General features: G+C 71.8%; 20 protein-coding genes. 5 read left to right on the top strand and 15 right to left on the bottom strand.

Annotated features, from left to right (window positions below):
* Positions 1-8 precede the first annotated feature (8 nt).
* Entirely contained in the window at positions 9-1,694 is a 1,686-nt protein-coding gene (locus tag GKS42_RS09455; protein ID WP_154793596.1) for a ribonuclease J, read from the bottom strand.
* The gene (gene dapA / locus GKS42_RS09450) at positions 1,691-2,605 is read right to left on the bottom strand and encodes a 4-hydroxy-tetrahydrodipicolinate synthase (RefSeq protein ID WP_154793595.1); all 915 of its coding nucleotides are present in this window, start codon (positions 2,603-2,605) and stop codon (positions 1,691-1,693) included. Before dapA ends, GKS42_RS09455 begins: the two co-directional genes overlap by 4 nt.
* A 129-nt stretch (positions 2,606-2,734) precedes the next feature.
* On the opposite strand from dapA, the gene GKS42_RS09445 reads away from it, so the two are divergent.
* Complete coding sequence (locus GKS42_RS09445; RefSeq protein ID WP_154793594.1) at positions 2,735-3,289, top strand: GNAT family N-acetyltransferase; 555 nt, start codon at positions 2,735-2,737, stop codon at positions 3,287-3,289.
* 143 nt (positions 3,290-3,432) lie between these two features.
* On the opposite strand, the gene GKS42_RS09440 is transcribed toward GKS42_RS09445, so the two are convergent.
* From GKS42_RS09440 to GKS42_RS09420, 5 genes are read right to left on the bottom strand one after another with little or no spacing between them, the layout of a single operon-like run.
* Positions 3,433-4,569, bottom strand: a complete 1,137-nt coding sequence (locus GKS42_RS09440) for a Gfo/Idh/MocA family protein (protein WP_154793593.1) — start codon at positions 4,567-4,569, stop codon at positions 3,433-3,435.
* Positions 4,566-5,345 carry a ThuA domain-containing protein gene (locus GKS42_RS09435; protein ID WP_154793592.1) on the bottom strand — a complete coding sequence of 260 codons (780 nt, stop codon included), beginning with the start codon at positions 5,343-5,345 and terminating at the stop codon, positions 4,566-4,568. The genes GKS42_RS09440 and GKS42_RS09435 overlap by 4 nt, the downstream gene beginning before the upstream one ends.
* A 34-nt stretch (positions 5,346-5,379) precedes the next feature.
* Positions 5,380-6,360: a carbohydrate ABC transporter permease gene (locus GKS42_RS09430; protein WP_154793591.1), complete on the bottom strand. Its 981-nt coding sequence runs from the start codon at positions 6,358-6,360 to the stop codon at positions 5,380-5,382.
* The gene (locus tag GKS42_RS09425) at positions 6,357-7,346 is read right to left on the bottom strand and encodes an ABC transporter permease (protein WP_232847992.1); all 990 of its coding nucleotides are present in this window, start codon (positions 7,344-7,346) and stop codon (positions 6,357-6,359) included. Before GKS42_RS09425 ends, GKS42_RS09430 begins: the two co-directional genes overlap by 4 nt.
* A complete protein-coding gene (locus tag GKS42_RS09420) occupies positions 7,343-8,989 on the bottom strand; it encodes an extracellular solute-binding protein (RefSeq protein WP_154793590.1) in 1,647 nt (548 codons plus the stop codon). Before GKS42_RS09420 ends, GKS42_RS09425 begins: the two co-directional genes overlap by 4 nt.
* 166 nt (positions 8,990-9,155) lie before the next feature.
* Between GKS42_RS09420 and GKS42_RS09415 the strand changes: the two genes are divergently transcribed.
* The 4 genes from GKS42_RS09415 (at position 9,156) to GKS42_RS09400 (ending at position 16,324) form a co-directional block, all read left to right on the top strand.
* Positions 9,156-11,369 carry an alpha-amylase family protein gene (locus tag GKS42_RS09415; protein ID WP_154793589.1) on the top strand — a complete coding sequence of 738 codons (2,214 nt, stop codon included), beginning with the start codon at positions 9,156-9,158 and terminating at the stop codon, positions 11,367-11,369.
* A 40-nt stretch (positions 11,370-11,409) separates the two neighbouring features.
* Positions 11,410-15,066, top strand: a complete 3,657-nt coding sequence (locus tag GKS42_RS09410; protein ID WP_154793588.1) for an ATP-binding cassette domain-containing protein — start codon at positions 11,410-11,412, stop codon at positions 15,064-15,066.
* 207 nt (positions 15,067-15,273) lie between these two features.
* A complete protein-coding gene (locus GKS42_RS09405; RefSeq protein WP_154793587.1) occupies positions 15,274-15,900 on the top strand; it encodes a TIGR00645 family protein in 627 nt (208 codons plus the stop codon).
* Between the two features lie 151 nt (positions 15,901-16,051).
* A complete protein-coding gene (locus tag GKS42_RS09400; protein ID WP_154793586.1) occupies positions 16,052-16,324 on the top strand; it encodes a glycine zipper domain-containing protein in 273 nt (90 codons plus the stop codon).
* Between the two features lie 37 nt (positions 16,325-16,361).
* Here GKS42_RS09400 and GKS42_RS09395 read toward each other — a convergent pair whose 3' ends face one another.
* The 8 genes from GKS42_RS09395 to GKS42_RS09360 all read right to left on the bottom strand — a co-directional run bounded on the left by GKS42_RS09395 (position 16,362) and on the right by GKS42_RS09360 (position 24,990).
* Complete coding sequence (locus GKS42_RS09395; protein WP_154793585.1) at positions 16,362-17,345, bottom strand: sigma-70 family RNA polymerase sigma factor; 984 nt, start codon at positions 17,343-17,345, stop codon at positions 16,362-16,364.
* 116 nt (positions 17,346-17,461) lie between these two features.
* Positions 17,462-18,241: a 4-hydroxy-tetrahydrodipicolinate reductase gene (dapB, locus tag GKS42_RS09390; RefSeq protein ID WP_154793584.1), complete on the bottom strand. Its 780-nt coding sequence runs from the start codon at positions 18,239-18,241 to the stop codon at positions 17,462-17,464.
* 38 nt (positions 18,242-18,279) lie between these two features.
* Positions 18,280-19,662, bottom strand: coding sequence for a M16 family metallopeptidase (locus GKS42_RS09385; protein WP_154793583.1), 1,383 nt, complete (start codon positions 19,660-19,662; stop codon positions 18,280-18,282).
* Positions 19,655-21,892, bottom strand: coding sequence for a polyribonucleotide nucleotidyltransferase (locus tag GKS42_RS09380; protein WP_154793582.1), 2,238 nt, complete (start codon positions 21,890-21,892; stop codon positions 19,655-19,657). The genes GKS42_RS09385 and GKS42_RS09380 overlap by 8 nt, the downstream gene beginning before the upstream one ends.
* A gap of 207 nt (positions 21,893-22,099) precedes the next feature.
* Entirely contained in the window at positions 22,100-22,369 is a 270-nt protein-coding gene (rpsO, locus tag GKS42_RS09375) for a 30S ribosomal protein S15 (RefSeq protein WP_154793581.1), read from the bottom strand.
* A 137-nt stretch (positions 22,370-22,506) separates the two neighbouring features.
* On the bottom strand, positions 22,507-23,496 hold the full coding sequence (locus tag GKS42_RS09370) for a bifunctional riboflavin kinase/FAD synthetase (RefSeq protein WP_154796628.1): 990 nt from the start codon (positions 23,494-23,496) through the stop codon (positions 22,507-22,509).
* Between the two features lie 82 nt (positions 23,497-23,578).
* Positions 23,579-24,304 (bottom strand): PadR family transcriptional regulator, encoded by a 726-nt coding sequence (locus GKS42_RS09365; RefSeq protein WP_210769342.1) that lies wholly within the window; start codon positions 24,302-24,304, stop codon positions 23,579-23,581.
* Positions 24,305-24,390: 86 nt separating this feature from the next.
* Positions 24,391-24,990 carry a hypothetical protein gene (locus tag GKS42_RS09360; protein WP_154793580.1) on the bottom strand — a complete coding sequence of 200 codons (600 nt, stop codon included), beginning with the start codon at positions 24,988-24,990 and terminating at the stop codon, positions 24,391-24,393.
* Positions 24,991-25,000 lie beyond the last annotated feature (10 nt).

Genomic DNA, 25,000 nt, shown 5'->3' with positions numbered 1-25,000 from the left:
CCTGTGGCTCAGGCCTCGACGACGACCGGGATGATCATCGGGCGGCGACGCAGCCGGGTCGAGGCCCAGCGGCCCACGACCCGACGGATGACCTGCTGCAGCTGGTGGGTGTCAGCGGTGCCACCGGCGGTCGCCTCGGACAGCGCCTTGGTCAGCTCGGGGACGATCTCGGCGAGCTTCGCGTCGTCCTCGGCCACGCCGCGGGCGTGCAGCTGCGGGCCGGAGACCACCTTGCCCGTCGAGGAGTCCACCACGGCGAAGATCGAGATGAAGCCCTCCTCGCCGAGGATCCGGCGGTCCTTGAGCTCGGCCTCGGTGACCCCGCCGACGGACGAGCCGTCCACGTACACGTAGCCACACGGCACCGCGCCAGCGATGCGGGCCTTGCCCTTGATCAGGTCGACGACCACGCCGTCCTCGGCGAGCACGACCCGCTCCGGCGGCACACCGGTGGAGACGGCGAGCGCCCCGTTGGCGACCAGGTGGCGGATCTCGCCGTGCACCGGCATCACGTTCTTCGGTCGCACGATGTTGTAGCAGTACAGCAGCTCACCGGCGGAGGCGTGCCCGGAGACGTGCACGCGCGCGTTGGACTGGTGCACCACCTTCGCGCCGAGCCGGATCAGGCCGTTGATGATCCGGAACACGGCGTTCTCGTTGCCCGGGATCAGCGAGGACGCGAGGATCACGGTGTCGCCGGGGCCGACCGAGACCCGGTGGTCCCGGTTCGCGATGCGGGACAGCGCCGCCATCGGCTCACCCTGGGACCCGGTGCACATCAGCACCACCCGGTCGTCGGGCAGGTCGTCGATCTTCTTGACGTCGATGAGGACACCGTCGGGTACGTGCAGGTAGCCGAGCTCGGCGGCGATGGTCATGTTCCGCACCATCGACCGGCCGACCAGCGCCACCCGGCGCCCGTGCGCGTTCGCGGCGTCCAGGACCTGCTGCACGCGGTGCACGTGCGAAGAGAACGAGGCCACCACGATCCGGCCGTCGGCCCGCGTGAAGACGCCGTCCAGGACGGGCCCGATCTCCCGCTCGGCCACGGTGAAGCCGGGCACCTCGGCGTTGGTGGAGTCGACCATGAACAGGTCGATGCCCTCCTCGCCGAGCCGGGCGAACGCACGCAGGTCGGTGATGCGCCCGTCGAGGGGCAGCTGGTCCATCTTGAAGTCGCCGGTGTGCAGGATCGATCCGGCCGGGGTCCGGACGGCCACGGCGAGCGCGTCCGGGATCGAGTGGTTCACGGCCACGAACTCGAGGTCGAACGCGCCGAACTTGCGTCGCTGGCCCTCGGAGACCGGCTGCAGGTTCGGGTTGATGCGGTGTTCCTTCAGCTTCGCCTCGAGGAACGCGAGCGTGAGCTGGGAACCGACCAGCGGGATGTCCCGCCGCAGCCGCAGCAGGTAGGGCACGGCGCCGATGTGGTCCTCGTGGCCGTGCGTGAGCACGATCGCCTCGATGTCGTTCAGGCGGTCGGAGATGTAGTCGAAGTCGGGCAGGATCAGGTCGACGCCGGGCTGGTGGTCCTCGGGGAACAGCACCCCGCAGTCGATGATCAGGAGCTTGCCGTCGTACTCGAACACCGTCATGTTGCGGCCGACCTCGCCGAGGCCCCCGAGGGGGACGATGCGAAGTGCGCCGGGCGCGAGCGGCCCGGGGAGTTGAAGGTCGGGGTGGGGATGACTCATGTAGTGACTTCCTCAAGTAGTCCGTGGGCGCGCAAGACGGCGCGCAGGTCAGAGATCTCGGTGTCGCTCGGCTCCACGAGGGGCAGGCGGACGGTGGGATGCGGAATGACGCCCTGCAGGGCGAGGGCGGCCTTGGCCATCACGGCACCCTGACCGCCGCCCATCAGCGCGTCCAGGACCGGGGTGAGGCCGGCGGACAGGTCGCGCGCTCGGGCGAGGTCGCCGTCGTCGATGGCGCGGACCATGTCCACGTAGCCGCCCGCCACGACGTGCCCGACGACGCTCACGACGCCGGAGGCGCCGTGGGTCAGCCACGCGAGGTTGAGGGCGTCGTCGCCGGAGTAGAACTCCAGCCCGGTTCGGCGCATCCGGTCGAAGCCCTGGGCGACGTCGCCGGTGGCGTCCTTGACGGCCAGGACGCGGGGGTGCTCGGCGAGCCGGTCGAGGATCGCATCTCCGATGGCGACGCCGGTACGGCCGGGGATGTCGTAGAGCATGACGGGCAGGTCGACGGAGTCGACGACGGCTCGGATGTGCTGGTAGACGCCCTCCTGCGAGGGCCGGTTGTAGTAGGGGCTCACCACGAGCAGGCCGTCGGCACCGGTGCGCTGCGCTGCCTCGGCGATCCGGACCGCGTGCGCCGTGTCGTTCGAGCCCGCCCCGGCGATGATCATCGCCTGCGCACCGACCTCGTCGACGACCGCGGCGACGAACTCGTCCTTCTCCGGCTGGTGCGTCGTCGGGGACTCCCCCGTGGTTCCGTTCAGGACCAGGGCATCGCAGCCCGACTTGACCAGGTGCCGGGCGAGTCGACGGGAGGACGCGATGTCGATGCTGCCGTCGGAGTTCATCGGGGTGACCATCGCCACCGAGACGGACCCGAACGTGCGCGAAGGGCTCAGGCTGGGCATGGGATGACGGTACCGCTTGCGCGCCTCCGCAGGCGTATCGGACCACCGGCGGGCCCGCCGTGCCGGCCCGTCGTGCCGGCCGGCGGTGGCCTGGACGCAGCCGCGCCTCCCAGCGCCTAGCCTGGGTGGATGACTTCGCAGAGCTCGCACGCCGGCCACTCCCACGGACTCACGGCCGACGTCTCGGTCCGGCCGTCGCTGGCGGAGGACGCCGCGACCCTCGGCGCCATCCAGGTCGCGGCGTGGCGCGCGGCGCACGCCGCGGTCGTCCCGGCGGAGGTCCTCGCCGGGCTCGACCCGGAGGTGTTCGCGGGCGCGTGGCGCGCTGCCATCACAGCCCCGCCGACGGCGAAGCACCGGTTGTTGACGGCGTGTGCCGGTCCCGAGGTGGTCGGCTTCGCGGCCCTCGCACCTGCCCCCGAGTCGAACGACACCGGCGAGATCGTGGCCCTGTACGTGGACCCCGAGCACGTGCGCGAGGGCCACGGCTCGCGGCTGCTCGCCGCCTGCACCGACATCCTCGGCAGCACGAGCGCCAGCCTGGTGCGCACCTGGGTGCTCGAGGGCGACGCCGCCAGGGAGGACTTCCTCGGCACCGCCGGGTTCGAACCGCTCGGGGTCCGGCGCGTGCTCGAGATCGCCGGCACGCAGGTGCCCGAGGCGGCCTGGGCCGCGACGCTCTGACGCGACCGGTCGGCCGGTCGAGGCACGCCCGACGACGACGCCGACCGGCCCGTGCCCGACAACGGGAACCCAGCGACCGCCGTCGGGCATGAGGCACGGCTCGGCCGAGCGCCCGAGCCGGCGACCGCCGTCGGGCCCGCGGCCTACCCGACCGCCGCGGGCGCGCCCGCCCCGAGCAGGTGGTCGCGCACCGTGCCCCAGCCGGCCAGCCGCTCCCGGACGAGGGGGTCGGTCTCGTCCGCGAGCGCCCGCTCCCGGGCCTGCTCGAGCAGGTCGTCGATCACCACCGGCAGGCCGGCTCGCGCGGAGGAGATCGCGGCCTCGACCATGGCCAGGCTGAGCACGTTCTCGTGGATGTGCCCGCGCGGCCGGGGCGTGGTCGGCGGGGCCTCGAGGGCCGCCAGGAACGCGTCCCAGGCTCCGGCTATGCCGGACCTGGCCGCGCTCTCAGTCGCCGCCGGGGCCGCCGGGTCGAGGTCCGTCGCCGCGTCGAGCACCGGCTCGGACTCGCCGTCCCAGCGCACGGTCCCGCCGGCGCCGTTCAGCCGCCAGGCACCGTTCCAGGACGTCTCGGCGCCGTCGCTGCACCAGCTGGCGTTGTAGGTGTACTGCGCACCGGAGTCCATCTCGAACGTCGCGACCGCGGCCGCGTCCCCCCGGTACCAGCTCCAGGGTGGGTTGAACGAGCGGCAGTACACGCTGACCGGTTCGGCGTCGAGCACGTACCGGGCGGTGTCGAACGGGTGGATCGCCATGTCCAGCAGCAGGGGGTGGTCCATCTCCTCCCGGAAGCCGCCGAAGTGCGGTGCCCGGTAGAAGTCCGTCTGGCCGATCCCGAGCCCACCGAGGCTCGCGCCGTTGGCTGCGAGCGCGTCCACGTGCGGGTTGTACCGGCGGGACTGGCTGACCAGTACGAGCCGGTCGTAGGCCTCGGCACCCGCGCACAGGGACAGTGCCTGCGCGAGGGTCTGCGCCGCCGGCTTCTCCCCGATCACCGCGCAGCCGGCGCGCAGCGCGGTGGCGGTGACGGCGTGGTGCGCGGCCGGGATGGTGGCATCCATCACGACGTCGGCGCCGGTGGCCGCGACCAGGCCGGCCAGTTCGGTGCCGACCTGCGCGCCGCCGTCGAGGGTCCCGGCCGCGGCGGACGCAGTCGCCGCGTCGACGTCGACGATGCCCACGACGCGTGCGCCCGGGGTCGCGGCGATCGTGGCGATCCACTTGCGGCCCATGTTGCCCGCGCCCGCCACGACCACCCGGCGCTCGGACGCGGCGGTCATCGCACCGGCTCGGGCGTGCTCGCGAGGGCGGACCAGTCCTGCTGCTCCCCCACCCGGACCAGGCCCGGCAGCGATCGCTGCGACACCTCCGGGCGGGCCCAGTCGACGGCGTTGGCGATCACGCGCCGGACATCGCGGTGGTGGTACACGGGGTACTCCTGGTCGCCGGGTGAGAAGTAGAAGATCTTCCCACGCCCGCGCCGGTACACCAGCCCGCTGCGGAAGACCTCGCCGCCCGCGAACGTGCTCAGGAACACCGTCTCGTCCGGAACGGGGACGTCGAAGAACTCCCCGTACATCTCCTGGGCGTCGATCACGATGGGGTGCGGCACCCCGGCCGCGATCGGGTGGTCGGGGGCGACGGTCCAGACCAGCTCCCGCTCGCCGTCGTTGCGCCAGCGCAGGCTGCAGGTCGTACCCATCAGCCGCTTGAAGATCTTCGAGAAGTGCCCGGAGTGCAGCACCACCAGGCCCATCCCGGCCAGCACGTGCTGCTGGACCCGGTCGACGACCTCGTCGGAGACCTCCCGGTGCGCCTTGTGCCCCCACCAGGTGAGCACGTCGGTGGCGGCGAGGACCTCCTCGGTGAGCCCGTGCTCCGGGTCGTCGAGAGTGGTGGTGCCGACCTCGACGGGGACCTGCGCCTGTTCGGTGATGCCGGCGGCGATCGCCCCGTGCATCCCGTCCGGGTAGAGCGCGGCCACATGCTCCTCGAGCCGTTCGTGCCGGTTCTCGCCCCAGACGAGCACGCGGAGCGGGGTGTCGGATTCGGTCATGGGTGTTCCCTTCGGGTTGCGGGCCGGCGAGCGCTCAGCCCTTGATGGCGCCGATCATGACGCCGCTGGAGAAGTGCCTCTGGACGAACGGGTAGACGATCAGCACCGGCACCATGGCGAGCACCACGACGGCCATCTGGATCGCGAGGCCGGCCGTCTGGCCGCCGTCGAGGCTGGACGGGTCGAACGTGGTGCCCGGCACGGCCTGCCCCTGGAGCACGTAGGAGCGCAGCACCAGCTGCAGGGGCCACTTGGCCGAGTCGTTGATGTAGAGCACCGCGTTGAAGAACGCGTTCCAGTAGGCGACCCCGTAGAACAGGCCGACCACCGCGATCACGGCCTTGGACAGCGGCAGCACGATCTGGCCGAGGATGCGCCACTCGCTGGCGCCGTCGATCCGGGCGCTGTCGAGGATGCCGCGGTCGATGTTCGTGAAGAAGTTCCGCATGATCAGGATGTTGAACGCGGAGACGGCAGTGGGCAGGATCAGCGCCCACAGCGAGTCGATCAGGCCCAGCCCGGCCACCACCAGGTAGGTCGGGATCATCCCGGCCCCGAAGAACATGGTGATGAGCAGCATGAACAGGATCGGCCGGTGGCCGAGGGACCCGGGCCGGGACAGCCCGTAGGCGGTGAGGATCGCCACCGCCAGGCTGAGCGCGGTCCCGACCGCGGTGACGAAGACGCTCACCCCGACCGCGCGGGTGACCACGCCGCCGGCGATGATGTCGGTGTACGCCTTGAAGGTCAGTTCACCGGGCACCAGGACCAGGCCGCCGGCGTCGTTGATCGCCGCCTGGGTGGACAGGCTGGTGACCACGACCGTCCACAGCGGCACCAGCACGGCCAGCACGATCAGGGTCAGGGCGGTCGTCTTCGCGGTCTTGGCGACCGGGCCCGGCTCCGCCTCGTAGGGCGGCCGGTCGGGGTGCCGACGGCGGCGCCCGGGTCCGCGTGCCGCGGCACCTCCCGCCTCGCTCACCCGGGCGGACGTTCTGGGGACTGTCGTGGTCATCGCTGGTACACCCCTGCCTCACCGAACACGTGCGCGATCTTGTTGGCCCCGAGCACGAGGATCAGGCTGACGGTGCCCTTGATCAGGCCGGCCGCGGCCGCGTAGCTCCAGTCGCCGTAGACGATGCCCGAGTAGTAGACGAACGTGTCCAGCACCTCGGCGGCCCCTGCGCCGACGGCGTCGCGCTGCAGGATCAACTGCTCGAACCCGACCGTCAGGGCGTCGCCGAGCCGCAGGATCAGGAGCAGGATGATCACCGGCCGCAGCGCGGGCAGGGTCACGTGCCAGATCCTGCGCCAGGCACCCGCGCCGTCAACGGCGGCCGCCTCGTACTGCGAGCGGTCCACGGTGGACAGGGCCGCGAGGAACACGATCATGCCCCAGCCGGCATCCTTCCAGACCTGCTGCGAGGTGATCAGCAGCAGGAACGTGTCCGGGTTCGTCATGACCTCGACGGCCTCCAGCCCACGCGAGCGCAGGAACTGGTTCACCAGCCCGGCGCCGCCGAGGATCTGCTGGAAGATCGAGACGACGATGACCCAGGAGAAGAAGTGCGGCAGGTACACGATCGACTGGATCACGGTACGGACCCGCCGGGTCAGCACGCTGTTCAGCAGGATGGCCATCGCGATCGGCACCGGGAAGAAGAACAGCAGCTGGAACCCGGTGATGATCAGCGTGTTCGTGACCGCGTGCCAGAACCGCGGGTCGGCGACGACCCGCTGGAAGTTCCACCAGCCGACGAAGTCCGAGCCGAGGATCCCGACGTAGGGCGAGTAGTCCATCCAGGCGATGACGTTGCCGAGCATCGGCGCGTACATGAACACCGCGAGCAGGATGACCACCGGCGCGCACATGAGCAGCAGCGGATAGTCCTCGCGCAGCCGGGACAGGAACGGGCGCTTGCGGCGCGGCGAGGGCCTCGCCTCCGGCGCCGGCGCGGCGACCCGCTCGCGCCGCCGCGCCGCCTGCGGGGCAGCCGTCACTGCTCGTCCAGGTACTCGGCGTAGAACTCGCGCAGCTGCTCACCACCGGCCGAGCGCCAGTTCTCGATCGCCGCGTCAAGGGCCGAGATGTCGCTGCGGCCCCGCGCGATGTCCATCTCGAGGTCGATGAAGGGCTGCTCGAGGGCCCCGAACTCCGGCGGTTCCACGATCTGCTGGGTGTAGAACACCGGGTCGACGGCGTACTCCATCACGCCCGCCATCCAGGTCGCGAAGTCCTCGACGTAGGAGGGGTACTGCACCTGGGAGGCCACGATCGGCGGCCGGGTGATCCAGGTGTAGGTCCGCGCCACCTCGCGCAGGCCGGTCTCGTTGAGCGTCGGCACGTTCGCGTCGTCGAGGTCGTGGTGCACGCCCTCGGCGCCGTACTCGAGGAGCATCTGCTCCTTCGTGCCGAACGGGGCCGCGAAGTAGTTCGCGAGGGCGAGCTGCTCCTCGAGACGCTCGGTGTCGTCGGTCTGCTTGATGAAGGTGAACAGGTTCGACGGCGTGCCCTTGAAGATCACGGGCGTCCCGCCGTCGCCGGCGAACGCCGGGACCGGCTGCTGGTTGTAGTCGGGGTTGCCGGCGTAGGCCTCCCGGGTCGCGCTCAGCCAGCCACCCGCGCCGTCGGGCGTGATGACGACCTCGCCGGAGATGAACCGCTGCCGCGCCTGCTGCTCGTTGCCGGCGACCGCGTCCGGGTGGACCACGCCCGCCGCGAACAGCTCCGCCTGGAACTCCAGCGCCTGGCGGTAGGCCTCGCTCTCGACGCGGTGCACCAGATTGCCGCCTTCGAGAATCCACTTGTCCGGGACCCGGAACATGAGCTGGGCGCCGGCCCACATGTCGTTCATGGCCCAGCGGTTCGCGCCGGGGTCGGTCAGCTCCAGGGCGAGGTCGAGGAACTCCTGCGCGTTCGCGGGGGCCACCTCGATGCCGAGCTCCGAGGTGAGGTCGTGCCGGTAGAAGATCACCGAGTTGATCAGGTCGCTCGGGTACGGCAGGCCGTACAGCTTGCCGTTGAACACGCAGCACCGCCACGCGTCCGAGGAGATGTTGGCCAGGTTCGGGTACTTCGTGATCTTGTCCCCGGCCAGGTGGGGCGTCAGGTCGGCGAACAGGTTCTCGGCCGCCTGACCGAAGCGCGGCGGCAGGGTCCAGGACGGGATGGTGACGAAGTCGGGCACGCTGGACTCGGCGGCCAGCACCGCCTGGAGCTTCTCCCCGTAGGCGTTGCCGTCGGTGATCTGGAACCGGAAGTCGGCGTTGATCTCCTCGTTCACGGTGACCATGTAGCTGTTGTCCGGGAGGCCCGGTGGCACCGTCGACCACAGCGGGGTCATCGCGGTGAAGGAGCTGCCCCGTCCGGGAACCTCCTCCACCGAGGCCACGAACTCGTCCGGGAAGCTCAGGTAGCCGGGGGTCGAGCCGTCGACGCTGGGGAAGTCCGGGGTGACGATGTCCCGCGGGACGTAGTCCGGGATCACGGAGTCGACGTCGACGGCGGCGCCGCCGGATGGGCCCGGTCCGGATCCCGCGGGGCCGGAGCCGCAGGCGGCGAGCAGCGGCACGGCCGCGGCGCTGCCCGCGGCCAGGGTGAGGAACGAACGCCGAGCGATACGCGTCGGTTGGCGGGGATTCATCTGTGGATCACCTTCACTTCGTCGTGGCGTGGGGTCTGCGAGCCGCTCGGACGGGGAAACGGACTGTCGAAGCGGTTCGCTGATAGTGTGCAGTCGCAATGTAATCTTGTCAAACAAGTTCTCCGGCAAGCCAAGATCTGCCCACCGTCACGCGAAGGAGCGACTCATGACCGGCGCCCCATCCGATCCCTGGTTCACGCGGGTCCGCCGCTGGGGTCAGACGAACCTCACCGAACTGGACCCCACCCGATACCCGAACGACCTCTGGCGCGAGCAGTGGCGCACCACCGGGATCGACGCGGTGATCGTCAACGCCGGCGGCATCGTCGCCTACTACCCGACCGCCATCGACGACCACACCCGCGCCGTGCATCTCGGCGACCGGGACCTCTTCGGCGAGGTCGTCGCCGACGCCCGGGCGGCCGGCCTCGCCGTCGTGGCGCGGATGGACTCCTCCCGGGTCGGTGCCGACGCGGCCGCGCGCCGGCCCGAGTGGCTGGCCCGCGATGCCTCGGGAGCGCCGTACCGGGCCGGCGACCTGACCGTGGCATGCGTGAACAGCCCGTACTACACCGAACACCTGCCGGCCGTGCTCGCGGAGATCATCGCGGCCTACCGGCCCGACGGCTTCGCCGACAACAGCTGGGCGGGCCTGGACCGCCGTCGGGTCTGCCACTGCGAGCACTGCCGCACGGGCTTCCGCGACGCCACCGGGCTCGCCCTGCCCACGGTGGTCGACCCCACCGAGGCCACCTACCGGTCCTGGTACCGCTGGAACGTGGCCCGACGGAGCCGGATCTGGACCGAGAACGCCCGGATCGTGCGCGACCTCGGCGGCGCCGACTGCCTCTGGCTCGGCATGCTGCCCGGCTCGGTCACCGCGCAGGTGGACCGGTTCATCGACGCGCGCGCCCTGCTCTCCGACGCCCGCCTCGCGCTCCTGGACCACCAGTTCCGGGGCCGGCGCGGCTTCGAGGACAACGCCGAGACGGGGCGCAGGCTCACCGAGCTGATGCCCGCCGGGTCCGTCCTGGCCGAGTCGATGGCGATGTACCGGTCGGGCAACCCGGTGTTCCGGCTCGCGGCCATGCCCGCCGGCGAAGCGACGCTGTGGATGGCGGCCGGGGCCGCGGGTGGCATCGACCCGTGGTGGCACCACATCGGCGCCGTCCATGGCGACCGGCGCCAGTACCACCGGGCCGGGGGGCTGTTCGCGTGGCACCGGCGCAACGAGGCCCACCTGCGTGAGCGCACCCCGGTGGCGCGGGTGGCGCTGATCTGGTCGGACCTCAATGCCGCCGTGTACGGCGGGGACGACGCCGTCTCCCGCACCACCGTCCCGGCGGACGGGTTCCGACGGGCGCTGCTCGCGGCCCGGATCCCGGCCACGCCCCTGCACATCGACGACCTGGCCGAGCAGGGGCATCGGTTCACCACCGTGGTGTTGCCCCAGCTGGCCGTGCTCACCGCCGCGCAACGCGACGCCGTCGCCGCCTTCGTCACGGCGGGCGGAAACGTGATCGCCTCCGGCCCCCTCGGCGCCCTCGACGAGAACGGCGACCCCGCACCGGCCGGCCGGCTCGCCGAGATCCTCGGCACCCGTCCGCTCGGAACGGCAACCGGGGAGCTGGGCCCGCACACCGGCGGCTTCGAGGACGCCCGCCGGCACACCTACCTCGAGCGGACCCCCGACTGGCCCGAGTCGGCAGCGCCGATCTGGTCCGAGCTCACCGGCACCGACCTGATCGGCTTCGGCGGCCGCCTGGAGCACGTGACGGTCCGGCCGGGCGCGCACGTCCTCGCCACGGCAGTCCCGGCCTTCGGGGTCTACCCGCCCGAGACCTCCTGGCGGCCGCCCGTGGCGGAGCCCGGCCTGCCGGCGATCGTGGTCACCGAGGGAGCCGGCGGGCGCGGACGCACCGTCCACCTCGCCGCCGACCTCGACCGGTGCGCGGGCCGCAACGACCTCGCCGACCACCACCACCTGCTCGCCGGACTCGTCCGGTGGACCCTCCGGGGACCCGAGCCCGTGCTCCTGGAAGGACCGGGCCGGATCGACCTGCACCCGTACCGGCAGGGAGATCACTGGGTCATCCACCTCATGGACGTGGGGCGCTCGGAGGCCACCCCCGGCACCGTCGAGGACCTGTGGAGCATCGGGCCGCACCGGCTCGGGGTCCACGACCCCGACGGTGCGCTCAGCCACGCCCGCGGCCTCGTCGCCGGGGACCCGCTGGTGACCCGGCGGGAAGGGCCACGCCTGTGGGTGTCGATACCCGCGCTGACCGGCCACGAGGTGATCGTGGTCACACCCGGCGATCCGGAGTCTCTCGGAACCGGCCGAGCGGGGTGCGGGGCCGGGTCGCCGGGCGGAAAATAGAGGCGGGACATGTCGGTGGCTGGACGTAACCTCGGGGGCGATGATCGACGCACCACGCACCCCCGAGACCACGCCCGTTCCCGAGGCGTCGCAGTTGCCTGCGCCGGTCCCGACCGACCCTGCTCGCCGGCTCGACTGGCGCCGCCTGCGGCGGCCCGCCGCCGCGATCGCCCTGGTCGCGCTCGCGATCGGCGCCCTCGGCCAGGTGCTCGGCACGGCTGCGGCCGGCCGGCTCGCCGAGAACGCCACGATGGCCGGGCTCGCGCTGCTCGCGGTGTGCGTGGTGGGCGGCGCGCTGCTCGACGGCGTCGGTCAGGTGATCTGGGCCGGCGTGGTCGACCGGGCCGAGGGAAAGCTCCGCAGCGACCTGCTCAGCGCGGCACTACGTCAGCCGCTCGCGGCGCTCTCCGAGCAGGCCGTGGGCGAAGTGCTCGACCGGGTCGACGACGACACCCACGCCGTCGGCACCCTCGTGCGCCGCCAGCTCTGGGGCGCGGGCCGCACCGTCGCCGGCACCGTGCCCATGTGGATCGTCGCCGGCCTCACCTGGTGGCCGTCCTGGTTCCTGTTCCCACTGCTCGCCGTGGTCGTCTGGTTCGTGACCCGGAAGATGCTCGACGAGATCGCTCGCCGCAAGGTGATCGAGGAGATGGCCTGGACCGACCACGCCGCAGCCTTCGAGGAGGCCGTCGCCGCCCGCAACGACCTGCGCACGAGCCTCGGGCAGGCGTTCGCGGTGCGGCGCCTGGCTCAGCTCTCGGCGCTCGTCCACGACAAGTTCCACAAGGTGGTGCGGGTCGAGGAGCGGCTGATCCGGCGGGCCGGGCTGCTCACCTACTCGCTGCTGGCCGCGATCGCCGTGGTCAGCGCGGTGATCGCCGCCGACGGCGGCCTGTCCGTGCAGCAGCTCGTGACGTTGTTCCTGGTCACCGCGATGTTCATCGGACAGATCGACAACCTGGTCCACCACCTGCCCGACATCCAGGAAGGGCTCGGCGCGGTCCTGCGGTTGCGGCAGATGCTGGCCCTGGAGCCCGAGCCCGAGGGCGGGAACGACGTCCCGGCCGGGTCGCTCGACCTGGAACTGCGCGACCTGGAGTTCTCCTACGCCGAGGGCACCTTCGCGCTCAGCGGTGTCGACCTGCGGGTCCCGGCGGGCGAGACGATCGCGCTCGTGGGCCGGACCGGCTCCGGCAAGTCGACGCTGGCCGCGCTGCTGTCGAGGGCCGTGGAGCCGGAGCGCGGCATGGTGTTCCTCGGTGGCGCCGACGTCCGCGACCTCGACCTGCAGAAGCTGCGTCGCGCCGTCGGCGTGGTCACCCAGCGCACGGAGATCCTGGCCGGGACGCTCGCCGAGAACATCGCGCTGTTCGCCGACGTCCCGCGGGCCGACATCGAGGCCGCGGTCCGTGAGCTCGGGCTGACCGAGTGGGCGTCCGGGATGCCCGACGGGTTGGACACCCTCCTCGGCCCGGGTGGCACCACGCTGTCCGCCGGTGAGGAGCAGCTGGTCGCGTTCGCACGCCTGCTGGTCCGGGACGTGCAGCTGGTGGTCCTCGACGAGGCGACCGCCCGGATGGACCCGCTCACCGAGGCCCGCGTGGTGGCGGCATCGGACCGGCTGCTCAGCGGGCGCACCGGCGTTCTGGTCGCGCACCGTCTCGGCACCATCGAGCGAGCCGGACTGGTCGCCGTGCTCGATCACGGCCGCGTGGTGCAGCAGGGCTCGCGAGCCGAGTTGGCCCGGACGCCCGGCCCGTTCCGCACGCTGGTGGAGGCCGGCGCCAGCGACGGCTCGCTGGACGACGAGGACTACGAGAAGGACGGTGCCTCCGAGCGCCCGGTCGACGCGAGCCCGGTCGGCGCCGGTACGCAGGCGGGCGACACGCTCCGGCGCAGCGCGCCCGACGAGACGACACCGGCGGGTTCTGGTGGGGCGCGCGCGCTGAACGCTGCGGAGTCGGTGGGCGGGCGCCGTCGGACCGGCACCCCGCCGGACGTGCCCGAGCCCGGCACGGGGCCGAGCCTGGCCCGCGGGATCTTCAACGGCCTGCTGGTGCGGCCGCGGTGGGGGATCTTCGCCGCCTTCCTGTTCCTGCTGGCGAGCCTCGTGGCCGCCCAGGGTGCGGTCAGCGGCTACCTCTGGGGCCGCACCGTCCAGCAGGTGCAGACCGGCACGGTTCCCGTGGTGCTCGTCGTCGCGCTCGCGGTGCTGCTGCTCGCGCAGCCACTGATCCTGTCCCGAGCCATCGGCCTGTACCCGCGCTGGTGGGTCGAGGTCCTGCTGCGGATCCGGATGACCGTCATGTACGGGCAGACCCGGCAGCACCGGCTGCCGGCCACGCCGCCGGGTGAGGTCGTGGCCCGGGCGATGGACGCGGACCGGTTCGCGCGCTACGCGGACCGCTGGGTCGACTTCATCAACGGCCTCCTGATCGTTGCTGTCACCGCCCTGATCAGCGGGACCTGGACCGCGGGCGCCGTGCTCCTGGCCGTGATGGTGGTCTCCGCCGCGGCCTCGGCGATCGGCCGGCCGATCGCGGGCCGCTCGGCGACCGCGTCGTCCGCGGCCCGGGCCCGCTTCGGCCGGGCCCTCGTCTCCGCGCTGGACTCGGCCAGGACGGTGAAGCTCGCGGCCCGCACCCCGGACGTGCGCCGGCACCTCGGCGAGGTCGACTCCGGCCGGGTCCGCGCGGCGATCTTCGAGCACCGCGTCCAGGCAGTGCTCGACTCGGTCCCGATGGTCACCCTGTACGTGGGCGTCGTCGTCGCGTGGGGGTTCCTGCTCACCGGCCGGTGGGACCTGGCCACCACCCTGCTCGTGGCCAACGCCGTGATGGGGTTCGCCTGGTTCGGGGTCGTCGCCGGCGCCGTGGTCACCGAGGCGCCGGGCACCCGGGCCTGGCAGGTCGCCACCGCCCGGTTCGCCGACGGCGCCGACCTCGTCGCAGCCCGGCCCGGGGTCGACCTGGTCACCGGCGTCGCCCCCGCGCCCACCGCGCCCGCGCACGAGCCGCTCGAGCGCCTCGAGCTGCGTCACCTGAGTGCCGTGCACGACGACGGCACGATCGGCGTCTACGACGTCGACCTCGAGGTCCGGCGCGGCGAGCTCATCCTGCTGCTCGGGCAGGTCGGCTCGGGCAAGTCGTCGCTGCTCTCCTCGCTGGCCGGCCTGGTGGAGCACACCGGTGACGTCCGGTGGAACGGGGTCGCGGTGAGCGACGCGCAGGCGTTCCTGCGACCGGCCCAGGTCGCGCACGTGGCCCAGGTACCGCGGGTGCTGTCCGGCACGTTCTCCGACAACGTCCGCCTGGACCACGCCCGCGACCTCGACGGCCCGATCCGGGGTGCACGGCTGACGCAGGATGTGGAGGAGGCAGGCGGGCCACACGCACTCGTCGGGCACCGCGGTGTGCGCCTGTCCGGTGGTCAGGTGCAGCGCCTCGCACTCGCACGAGCCCTCGCCGCGGACACCGAGCTCCTGCTCGCCGACGACGTCTCCAGCGCCCTGGACGCCTCGACCGAGATCGAGCTCTGGGCCGCCCTGCGCGAGCGCGGCACCACCGTGGTCGGCGCGACGTCGAAGCGAGCCGCGCTCGCGCGGGCGGACCGGGTCGTGGTGCTGGTCGATGGCACCGTGGCCGACGTCGGGCCCTGGGACCGGCTCGCGCCCAAGTGGAGCCACCTCGCCGGCTGACCTGCCCGGCCCGACCGGCGGCCCCGTACCGGGGCCGCCGGTGGCCGCGTGGGATCCCCGGTGAGCGATCTGCCTCACATCTGGGAACCGTGAACGCGGAGCGCTCGTTCTAGGTCACGAAGTGATCACGAACGACTGCTAAAGTCAGCGCCGCCCCGCCGTCAGTGGGGCACCCACCCCCACCGACGGACCGAGAGGACCCTGGCCATGCTCAAACGTGCCGACCAGAACCCGAGCCACCCCGCAGCCGCATCCCTCGGCTATCTGATCTTCCTGTCCCGATGGCTGCAGGCGCCGCTGTACCTGGGCCTGATCGTGGCACAGGCGGCGTACGTGGTGATGTTCATGCAGGAGCTGTGGCACCTGATCTCCGAGGTGTTCTCCGGCCACCGGATGGACGAGGCGGACACGATGCTGATCGTGCTCGGCCTGGTGGACGTGGTGATGATCTCGAACCTGCTGATCATGGTGATCATCGGCGGGTACGAGACGTTCGTCTCACGGATCCGGATCGACAACCACCCGGACCAGCCGGAGTGGCTCTCCCACGTGAACGCGAACGTGCTGAAGACGAAGCTCGCGATGTCGATCATCGGGATCTCCTCGATCCACCTGCTCCGCACGTTCATCGAGAGCGACACAACCGAACCCGAGGTCATGCTCTGGCAGACGGTCATCCACATCGCGTTCATCCTCTCGGCGGTCGCGCTCGCGCTGATCGACCGGATGTCGCTGACCTCCCACCAGCGGGCCGCGAACGCCCGGTCCGCGGCCGGGGAAGCCGCTCCGGCCGACGGTCCGGCCGACGGTCGGGCGCTCGAGTCCCAGCACTGAGCCGGCCCCGGACTCATCCGTCCGGATGAGGCCGGCGGGTCGCCAGCACCCTCCGACGACCACTCGGACGAGCGCCGTCCACCCTTGGGGGGAGGCCAGGATCGTCCGGTCGACGGACGCGCCGGAACGGCATGATTCCTAGGCTGGAGCCATGATCCAGACCAGCACCCCCGGCACTCGGAAGCCCACCGTGACCTCGCCGCGCGGCTCCTGGCTGGGCACCGGCATCGGGCTCGGCGTGGCCGTGGGCGTCGCTCTCGGCAACATCGTCGTGGACATCGCGGTCGGGGTCGCGGCGGGCACGCTGCTCGGGATCGGGCTTGGCATCATCCTGGAGCGCGCCGACCGCCGGCGCCGAGACCGGGAGCAGTCGCTCGCCGGCTCGGCCGCCGAATCGGCGACCGTGTTCACCACCGCGAGCTGACCGCCGTCGGGTACTGACACCGTCGGCGCACGCGCCGTCAGGCGGTCGGGGCGTCCACCACCGGCGGGAGTCCGAACGTCTCGAACAGTGAGGTGTCGAAGAACGCGGCGACGTGCCGCACTCCCCCACCGGAGCATTCGACCACGTGGAGGTGGAACGGGTGATGACGGCCGTCATCGCCGCGCATGTAGAGCCCGTAGGCGGGCTGCCCGTTCGCCCGGGTGGGTACCAGGAGCATGTCCCCCGGTCCGGTGGCCGGGCACTGGGTCGCGATGAGCTCACCGATGTTCTCGGGACCGGAGTACCAGCCCTCGAACGGCGGCATCTCCCAGACCGCGTCCGCGGTGAACAGTTCCACCAGACCCGCGATGTCGTAGCGCTCGAACCCGTCCACGTAGCGCGCCAGGAGCTCCCGCTCGGCAGCGGAGTGGGGCTCGAGCGCGTCCTCTCGAGTCGGCGCGGCCTGCGCCACCTTCTCCCGGGCCCGCTGCAGCAGGGAGTTCACGGCGGCGACGCTCTGACCGGTCGCCTCGGCCACCTCGGCGGCCCGCCAGGCCAGGACGTCCCGCAGGATCAGCACGGCGCGCTGGCGCGGCGGGAGCAGCTGCAGCGCGGCCACGAAGGCGAGTCGCACCGACTCCCGGGACTCGGCCACGTCCCCCGGGTCGTCGTGACCGAGCGCACCGTCCGGGGCCGGCTCGAGCCAGAGAATGTCCTGTTCCACCAACGGCGCGTCGGGCGCAGTGCTCGGTGCGCCGAGCCCGGTCGGCAGCGGTCGACGCTGCCGTGACTCCAGTGCGGACAGGCACGTGTTCGTCGCGATCTTGTGGATCCAGGTCCGCACCGAGGAGGCTCCGGCGAACCGGGCGTAGCCGCGCCACGCGCGCAGCATCGTCTCCTGGGCGAGGTCCTCGGCATCGTGGACCGAGCCCATCATCCGGTAGCAGTGGGCGAAGATCTCGCGCTCGAAGGGTGCGATGATCTCGGCGAAATCGGCATCGACAGCTCGCGTCGTTGACATGGTCGCCAATGCTAACCCCGACCCCCGACACCCGAACAGGGCAATCCCGCACCGGTCCGAGCGCCGGGGTCATCCGGCCGATCCGCAGGGTCCCACGACGCCCCGGCCCGGCCGGATCAGCCGAGGTCCAGGTACCCGTCCAGGCCGACGGTCAGGCCCGGGTGCTCGACCACGGCGCGAACGGCGAGGAGCACGCCCGGCATGAACGAGGACCGCTCGAAACTGTCCGTGCGGATCGTCAGCTGTTCCCCCGGGTTGCCGAACAGGACCTCCTCGTGCGCGACCAGGCCGCGCAGTCGCACGGCGTGCACGTGCACGCCGTCCACCACGGCGCCGCGGGCGCCGTCGAGGGCGGTCTCGGTGGCGTCCGGGCCGGCTGCGAGGCCGGCCTGAGCGCGGGCGGCAGCGATCGCGCGGGCCGTGTGCACGGCCGTCCCGGACGGCGCGTCCACCTTGTTCGGGTGGTGCAGCTCGATGACCTCCGCGGACTCGAAGAAGCGGGCCGCCTGGGCCGCGAACCGCATCGCGAGCACCGCGGAGAGCGCGAAGTTCGGAGCGATCAGAACGCCGAGCCCGCGACCGTCCTCGGCGAGGTGGGTGCGCACCCGTCCCAGGGACTCCTCGGTCCAGCCGGTGGTCCCGACCACGGCGTGCAGACCGGCGTCGATGAGGGCGTGCACGTTCGCCTCGGTGGCGGACGGCACGGTGAAGTCCACGGCCACGGTGGCCCCGCTGCCGGCCAGGAGCGCCACGTCGTCGCCGACGTCGAGCCGGGGGCCGAGGACGAGGTCGCCGGCGCTCTCGATGGCGTCGCAGACGGTCGATCCCATCCGCCCGGCAGCGCCGAGGAGGGCGATCGTCAGGGGCGCGGCGGCAGTATTCGGCGTGTTCGGCATGATCGCCATGCTATCCGCGCGCCCACCGGCTCCTCGCCTCAGGCAGCCGTCGGCAGAGCCCCGAACGCGGTGGCCGCGACGTCCTCCTCGAACGGGCCGACGACGACCAGGTGCCGCGCCGCCGCGTACAGTTCCGCGGCGAGGTCCCGGATCTGCTCGGCGGTCACCGACCGGATCCGCGCGAGGGTCTCGTCGAGGCCGACGAACTCGCCCATCGTGATCTCGGCGCGACCGAGGCGCGACATCCGGGAGCCGGAGTCCTCGAGGCCGAGGACGAGTCCACCGGACATCTGACCGATGCCCCGAGCGAGCTCGTCGTCGTCCATCACCGTCGTGGCCAGGCGGGCCCACTCGGCGTCGAGGAGTTCGACGACCTGCGCCACCTTGCCCGGCGCGCAGCCGGCGTAGAGGCCGAAGGCGCCGGTCTCGGCGTAGCCCGAGGCGAACGAGTAGACCGAGTACGCGAGTCCGCGCTTCTCGCGGATCTCCTGGAACAGGCGTGAACTCATCGAACCGCCCAGGACCGCGTTCAGCACGGAGAGCACGAAGCGCCGATCGTCTCCGGCCACCGGGCCGAGTCCGCCGAGAATGATGTTGGCCTGCTCCGTGCCGCGCCGCACGGTCGCGGCGGAGCCCTGCACCGGGAGCAGGTCCAGACCGTTGGTGGTCGGGCTGCGGCGCGGGGCCGGCGCGGCCGCCGGGTCCAGAGACCAGCCGCCCGCAGCGACGGCGCGTGTGACGGCCTCGCAGAGCGTGTCGTGGTCGACCCCACCGGCGGCGGTGACCACGAGCTCGGACGGCGTGTAGGTGCGCCGGTAGTGCTCGTGGACGGCATCCCTTGGCACCGCACGGATGCTCTCCGGGGTGCCCCCGATCGGACGGCCGAGCGGGTGGTCCCCGAAGACGAGGGCCGAGAAGCGCTCGTGTGCGACGTCGACGGGGTCGTCCTCGTTCATCGCGAGTTCCTCGAGGATGACCTCGCGCTCGCTGTCGAAGTCGTCGGGGTCGAGCGTCGCGGAGGTGACCATGTCGAGGATGACGTCGGTCGCCATCGGCAGGTCCGCGTCGAGCACCCGCGCGTAGTAGCAGGTGTGCTCCTTGCCGGTCGCGGCGTTCGCCTCGCCGCCGACGGCGTCGAACGCCGAGGCGATCTCCATCGCGTCGCGGGAGGGCGTGCCCTTGAACAGCAGGTGTTCGAGGAAATGCGTGGAGCCGTGGTGGCCGTCGGTCTCGTCACGAGAACCGACGGCCACCCAGGCACCGATCGCGGCCGAGCGCTGACCGGGCATGGCCTCGGTCAGCACCCGGATCCCACCGGGGAGCACGGAGCGGCGCACGACGGCGCCGGCTCCGGTCTCCACGGTGATCTCCGTACCCGGCGATCCCGCCGGGCCGAGGATCAGTTCTGACACGTCACGCATCCGCAGGCGCGGACTCCGACTTCTCGGCGTCGTCCTCTGCGATGACGGCGTGCAGCGAGAGCTTGCCGCGCGGGTCGATCTCGGCCAGTTCGACCTCGACCTTCTGACCCACGGACAGCACGTCCTCGACGTTCTCCACCCGCTTGCCACCGACGAGGCGGCGCACCTGGGAGATGTGCAGCAGCCCGTCCTTGCCCGGGGACAGCGACACGAACGCGCCGAAGGAGGTCGTCTTGACGACCGTGCCCACGAACCGCTCGCCCACCTCGGGCATCTGCGGGTTGGCGATCGCATTGATCGCCTGACGCGCGGCCTCGGCCGAGGGGCCGTCCGTCGCGCCGATGAACACGGTGCCGTCGTCCTCGATGGAGATGTCGGCGCCGGTGTCCTCCTGGATCTGGTTGATCATCTTGCCCTTCGGCCCGATGACCTCGCCGATCTTGGATACCGGGACCTGGACGGTGATCACGCGCGGCGCCGTCGGGGCCATCTCGTCCGGGGTGTCGATGGCCTCGGCCATGACGTCCAGGATGTGCAGCCGGGCCTCGCGGGCCTGGGTGAGCGCACCACCGAGCACGGAGGCGGGGATGCCGTCGAGCTTGGTGTCGAGCTGGATCGCGGTGACGAACTCGCGGGTACCGGCGACCTTGAAGTCCATGTCGCCGAACGCGTCCTCGGCGCCAAGGATGTCGGTGAGCGCCGCGTAGCGGGTCTCCCCGTCAACGGTGTCCGAGACCAGGCCCATCGCGATGCCGGCGACGGGCGCGCGCAGCGGCACCCCGGCGTTCAGCAGGGACAGGGTCGAGGCGCACACGGAACCCATGGACGTCGACCCGTTGGAGCCGAGAGCCTCGGACACCTGACGGATCGCGTACGGGAACTCCTCGCGGCTCGGCAGCACCGGCATGATCGCGCGCTCGGCGAGGGCGCCGTGGCCGATCTCGCGCCGCTTCGGGCTGCCCACCCGGCCGGTCTCACCGGTCGAGTAGGGCGGGAAGTTGTAGTTGTGCATGTAGCGCTTGCGCGTCTGCGGGGACAGCGTGTCGAGCTGCTGCTCCATCTTCAGCATGTTCAGCGTCGTGACACCAAGGATCTGGGTCTCGCCGCGCTCGAACAGCGCCGAACCGTGCACGCGGGGCAGTACCTCGACCTCGGCGGAGAGGGTGCGGATGTCCCGCAGCCCACGCCCGTCGATCCGGAAGCCGTCGGTGAGGATGCGCTGGCGGATCAGCTTCTTGGTGACCGCGCGGTAGGCAGCGGAGAGTTCCTTCTCGCGACCGTCGAAACCGTTCTGGAGGGCGCCGACCATGGCGTCCTTGATCTCGTCGATCCGGCTCTCGCGCTCCTGCTTGCCGGCGATGGCGAGGGCGTCGGACAGCGCCTGGCCGACCTCGGCCTCCACGGCGGCGTAGGCGTCGGGCTGGTAGTCGGGGAACAGCGGGAACTCCTGCACCTCCTTCGCGGCTCGGGTGGCGAGGTCCTGCTGGGCCTCGACGAGCACCTTGATGAAGGGCTTCGCTGCCTCCAGGCCCTGCGCGACGACCTCTTCGGTCGGGGCGCCGACACCCTGCTCCTTGATGAGCGTCCAGGCGTTGTCGGTGGCCTCGGCCTCGATCATCGCGATCGCGACGTCGGTGGTGCCGTCGGCGACGGTCACCGCGCGGCCGGCGACGACCATGGAGAACACGGCGCGCTCGGTCTCGCTGTAGCGCGGGAAGGCGACCCACTGACCGTCGATCAGGGCGATCCGGACCGCCCCGACCGGGCCGGAGAACGGCAGGCCGGAGAGCTGGGTGGACATCGACGCGGCGTTGATCGCGAGGATGTCGTAGGAGTCGTCGGGGTGGATCGCGAGGATCGTCTCGACGACCTGGACCTCGTTGCGCAGGCCCTTGACGAAGAGCGGACGCAGCGGCCGGTCGATCAGGCGGCAGGCCAGGATCGCCTCGGTCGAGGGACGGCCCTCACGGCGGAAGAACGAGCCGGGGATCTTCCCGGCGGCGTACTGGCGCTCCTCGACGTCCACCGTCAGCGGGAAGAAGTCGAACTGGTCCTTGGGGTACTTGCCGGCCGTCGTGGTCGACAGCAACATCGTGTCCTCGTCGAGGTACGCGACGGCGGCGCCGCCGGACTGCTTGGCGAGACGACCCGTCTCGAAGCGGACCGTGCGCGTGCCGAAACTGCCGTTGTTGATGACGGCTTCGGCGAACTGAATCTCGGGACCCTCCATGGGGTGCCCTCCTTCGTGTTCGTCCGGGGCTCGACGGTCATCGATCGAGGCCCACGGACGCCTGTCCGGAAGCCACTACCGAGGACCAACGAAAGCCCCGAGTGGGTGGTTTGTCTGTAGTTGTGGGTGATACGGCGCCCGCGCACCGGCGGGCACATGAACCGGCCGGCCCGGAACCCTGGGGTCCCGGGCCGGCCGGTCACGTCACTATCGGCGCAGGCCGAGACGTTCGATGAGCGAGCGGTAACGCTCGATGTCGACGTCGCGCAGGTAGCCGAGGAGGCGACGGCGCTGGCCGACCAGGAGCAGCAGGCCACGACGCGAGTGGTGGTCGTGCTTGTGCTCCTTGAAGTGCTCGGTCAGGTCCTTGATCCGCCGCGAGAGCAGCGCGATCTGGACCTCAGGGGAGCCGGTGTCACCCTCGTGGGTGGCGTATTCGGCAATGATCTGCGACTTGACTGCGACATCGAGGGCCACGGTTCTCCTTGGTGTGTTCGTTGCGCGGAGCTCCGGGGCATGTTCTCCCGGGCATGACGAATCCGCGGCCGATCTGACGGCAACGCTCAGGTTATCACCCGCTGGAGGGGGCCGAGGAATCGCGTGGCTGCCGGGCCTCAGTGCGTGGCGGACCCGGAGGCCGGCAGCTGGGCCGGGTGGGGCACGCCGAGCACGTCGGCGGCGGCGATGACGTCCTGGCGCATCTGCTCGATGAGCGCTGCCATCCCCTCGTAACGAAGCGTCGGACGCAGCCGGCGCACGAACTCCACCACGACCTCCTCGTCGTAGAGGTCCAGGTCGGTGCGGCCGAGCACATGGGCCTCCACCCGGCGCTGGACACCGTCGAAGGTGGGGTTCGTGCCGATCGAGACGGCCGCTGGCAACGAGACCTCCTCCGGCGCGCCCGGGTACCGCACGAGCCAGCCCGCGTACACGCCGTCGGCGGGGATGGTGCCGGTCGCGCCGGTGTCGAGGTTCGCCGTCGGGAACCCCATCTCACGCCCACGGGCCTCGCCGTGGACGACGACCCCACGCATCCGGTGCGGCCGCCCGAGGACGCGGGTCACACCCGCGCAGTCGCCCTCGGCGAGCAGTTCCCGGACCCAGGTGGAGGACCAGCGCCGCTCCCCCGGCTCGGCGACGTCGTGGACCACCTCGACCTCGAACCCCAGGCGACGGCCCAGCTCGGTCATCGTGGTGCGGTCCCCCACGTTGCCCCAGCCGAAGCGGATGTCCTCGCCGATCACGACGCGGCGCGCGTGCAGCGCCTGCACGAAGTAGCGGCGCACGAACTCCTCCGGCGCCTGCCGGGCGAACTCCTCCGTGTAGCCGACGACCAGGACGGCGTCCAGTCCGGTCTGCGCCATCAGCGCCAACCGGTCGTCGAGCCCCGTCAGCAGCGTCGGCGCGCTCTCGGGCCGGTGCACCGTGGCGGGGTGGGGGTCGAAGGTGACCGCAACGGCCGGAACCCCCTCGGCGCGCGCCGCGGCCACCACCTCGGCGAGCACCGCGCGGTGCCCGAGGTGGACGCCGTCGAAATTGCCGATGGTGAGCACGCTCGCGGTCAGATCCGCAGGAATCTCCGTGATGCCGTTCCAGCGCCGCACGTTCTTGTTCGCCTCCCATGTGGTCCCGGGTCGGGACACCGAGGCCAAGCGTGCCACCTCCGGGCGGGTGCGCGCGAAGGCGTTACGAGTCCGTGTCGGTGTCGGCGGCCTCGGAGTCCTCGGCGAGGACCCGGTAGAGGTCCTTGCGAGCGCCGTCCAGGATCGCGACGGCAGCCTGCTGCTGCGCGGCGTCACCGACCCGGACCACCTGCTTCGCGGCATCCATGAAGGCCATCATGCTGCGGCGGACGGCCAGCGCGGCATCGGGGCCACCGACCTCCCAGGGCGTGCCGAGCGACGCCCGGTTCTCCTCGACGTACGTCCGGCCCGCCTCGGTCAGTGCCGCGGTGCGCCGGCCCTCGATGTTCTCGATGGTGAGCAATCCCTCATCCTCGAGTGCCTGCAGCGTCGGGTAGATGGAGCCGGGGCTCGGCGTCCACGCTCCGGAGCTGCGCTCGCCGATCTCCTGGATCAGCTGGTAGCCGTGCCGCGGCTCCTCCGCCAGGAGGAGCAGGATCGCGGCGCGGACGTCGCCACGCGGACGTGGCCCGCGGCGGCCGCGGCCATGGCCACGGTGGCCGCGGTGCGGTCCGCCCGCGAAGTCCGGCGCACCGGCGCCTTCGGGGATCGGGCCACGTCCACCGCGGCGCCGGCGCGGACCGAAGCCTCGGCCGGCGAGGTAGTCGGGCATCTGCCCGGGTTCGAACGCGTCGCCGTAACCGTCGCGACGGGCGCGGGATTCGCCGGGAACACCCCGGCCTCGGCGCCCACGGGCGCCGCTGATGTGTGAGTCATCGTGGTAAGTCATGTCGTGTCCTTTCGTCGACACGCTCACGATATATCGCGATATGCCAAACGTCAAGGGGCGGTCCGCGTTCGCGGCGGCACCGGCGGTCAGCGCACGTCGCTGAGCGGGAGGCCGAGCGACCGGACCACGTCGATCACGACGTCCCGCTCCAGGAAGTCGACAGGCACGTCGATGACGTCATCGGTTCGCGCCGCCCCGAGCCGCACCACATGGACCTTCGCGGGTCTGCCCGAGCGCTGCACGACCGCGCCGACCAGGTCGGCGACCGCCTCGGCGACCGCCACCGACGCGACGATCGGCGCGAACTCATGGCCGTTCGGGATCGGCGAGCTGAGCACGGCGTGCCCCGCACCCATCACCACGTGCGCGGCGTCCCCGGATGCGCCGATCACTCTGATCCAGGCCCGGGAGTGGGTGAGGACGTGGGACACCCGCTTCGCGTCCCCGACCGCTCCGGACGGACCGAGCAGACCCCGACCGACCAGCGACTCTCGGCCCCGGGCCAGGTCCGGGGCGCTGTCGCTGTCACTGTCGCTGCCGGCCTCGGGGTCCAGGCCGAAGACGGCCCCGCTGATCCGGGCCGCGGGAGTGGGCGTGTTCGCGAGCAGCAGCGCCAACTCGTTCGCGTCGAGACGGAGGACGGGGACAGAGGGCAGGGCGACGGTCGGATCCTGGAAGGCAGTCATGTACCCACGC

Source organism: Occultella kanbiaonis (assembly GCF_009708215.1).
Taxonomy (GTDB): Bacteria; Actinomycetota; Actinomycetes; order Actinomycetales; family Beutenbergiaceae; genus Occultella; species Occultella kanbiaonis.
The sequence above is the reverse complement of the archived record's forward strand: the minus strand, read 5'-3'. Positions and strand labels throughout refer to the sequence as shown.

What these genes read in the sequence shown, in the direction of transcription:
- GKS42_RS09455 (WP_154793596.1), bottom strand. Translation starts at nt 1,694, where the DNA reads ATGAGTCATCCCCACCCCGACCTTCAACTCCCCGGGCCGCTCGCGCCC.
- dapA (WP_154793595.1), bottom strand. Translation starts at nt 2,605, where the DNA reads ATGCCCAGCCTGAGCCCTTCGCGCACGTTCGGGTCCGTCTCGGTGGCG.
- GKS42_RS09445 (WP_154793594.1), top strand. Translation starts at nt 2,735, where the DNA reads ATGACTTCGCAGAGCTCGCACGCCGGCCACTCCCACGGACTCACGGCC.
- GKS42_RS09440 (WP_154793593.1), bottom strand. Translation starts at nt 4,569, where the DNA reads ATGACCGCCGCGTCCGAGCGCCGGGTGGTCGTGGCGGGCGCGGGCAAC.
- GKS42_RS09435 (WP_154793592.1), bottom strand. Translation starts at nt 5,345, where the DNA reads ATGACCGAATCCGACACCCCGCTCCGCGTGCTCGTCTGGGGCGAGAAC.
- GKS42_RS09430 (WP_154793591.1), bottom strand. Translation starts at nt 6,360, where the DNA reads ATGACCACGACAGTCCCCAGAACGTCCGCCCGGGTGAGCGAGGCGGGA.
- GKS42_RS09420 (WP_154793590.1), bottom strand. Translation starts at nt 8,989, where the DNA reads ATGAATCCCCGCCAACCGACGCGTATCGCTCGGCGTTCGTTCCTCACC.
- GKS42_RS09415 (WP_154793589.1), top strand. Translation starts at nt 9,156, where the DNA reads ATGACCGGCGCCCCATCCGATCCCTGGTTCACGCGGGTCCGCCGCTGG.
- GKS42_RS09410 (WP_154793588.1), top strand. Translation starts at nt 11,410, where the DNA reads ATGATCGACGCACCACGCACCCCCGAGACCACGCCCGTTCCCGAGGCG.
- GKS42_RS09405 (WP_154793587.1), top strand. Translation starts at nt 15,274, where the DNA reads ATGCTCAAACGTGCCGACCAGAACCCGAGCCACCCCGCAGCCGCATCC.
- GKS42_RS09400 (WP_154793586.1), top strand. Translation starts at nt 16,052, where the DNA reads ATGATCCAGACCAGCACCCCCGGCACTCGGAAGCCCACCGTGACCTCG.
- GKS42_RS09395 (WP_154793585.1), bottom strand. Translation starts at nt 17,345, where the DNA reads ATGTCAACGACGCGAGCTGTCGATGCCGATTTCGCCGAGATCATCGCA.
- dapB (WP_154793584.1), bottom strand. Translation starts at nt 18,241, where the DNA reads ATGCCGAACACGCCGAATACTGCCGCCGCGCCCCTGACGATCGCCCTC.
- GKS42_RS09385 (WP_154793583.1), bottom strand. Translation starts at nt 19,662, where the DNA reads ATGCGTGACGTGTCAGAACTGATCCTCGGCCCGGCGGGATCGCCGGGT.
- GKS42_RS09380 (WP_154793582.1), bottom strand. Translation starts at nt 21,892, where the DNA reads ATGGAGGGTCCCGAGATTCAGTTCGCCGAAGCCGTCATCAACAACGGC.
- GKS42_RS09365 (WP_210769342.1), bottom strand. Translation starts at nt 24,304, where the DNA reads ATGACTTACCACGATGACTCACACATCAGCGGCGCCCGTGGGCGCCGA.
- GKS42_RS09360 (WP_154793580.1), bottom strand. Translation starts at nt 24,990, where the DNA reads ATGACTGCCTTCCAGGATCCGACCGTCGCCCTGCCCTCTGTCCCCGTC.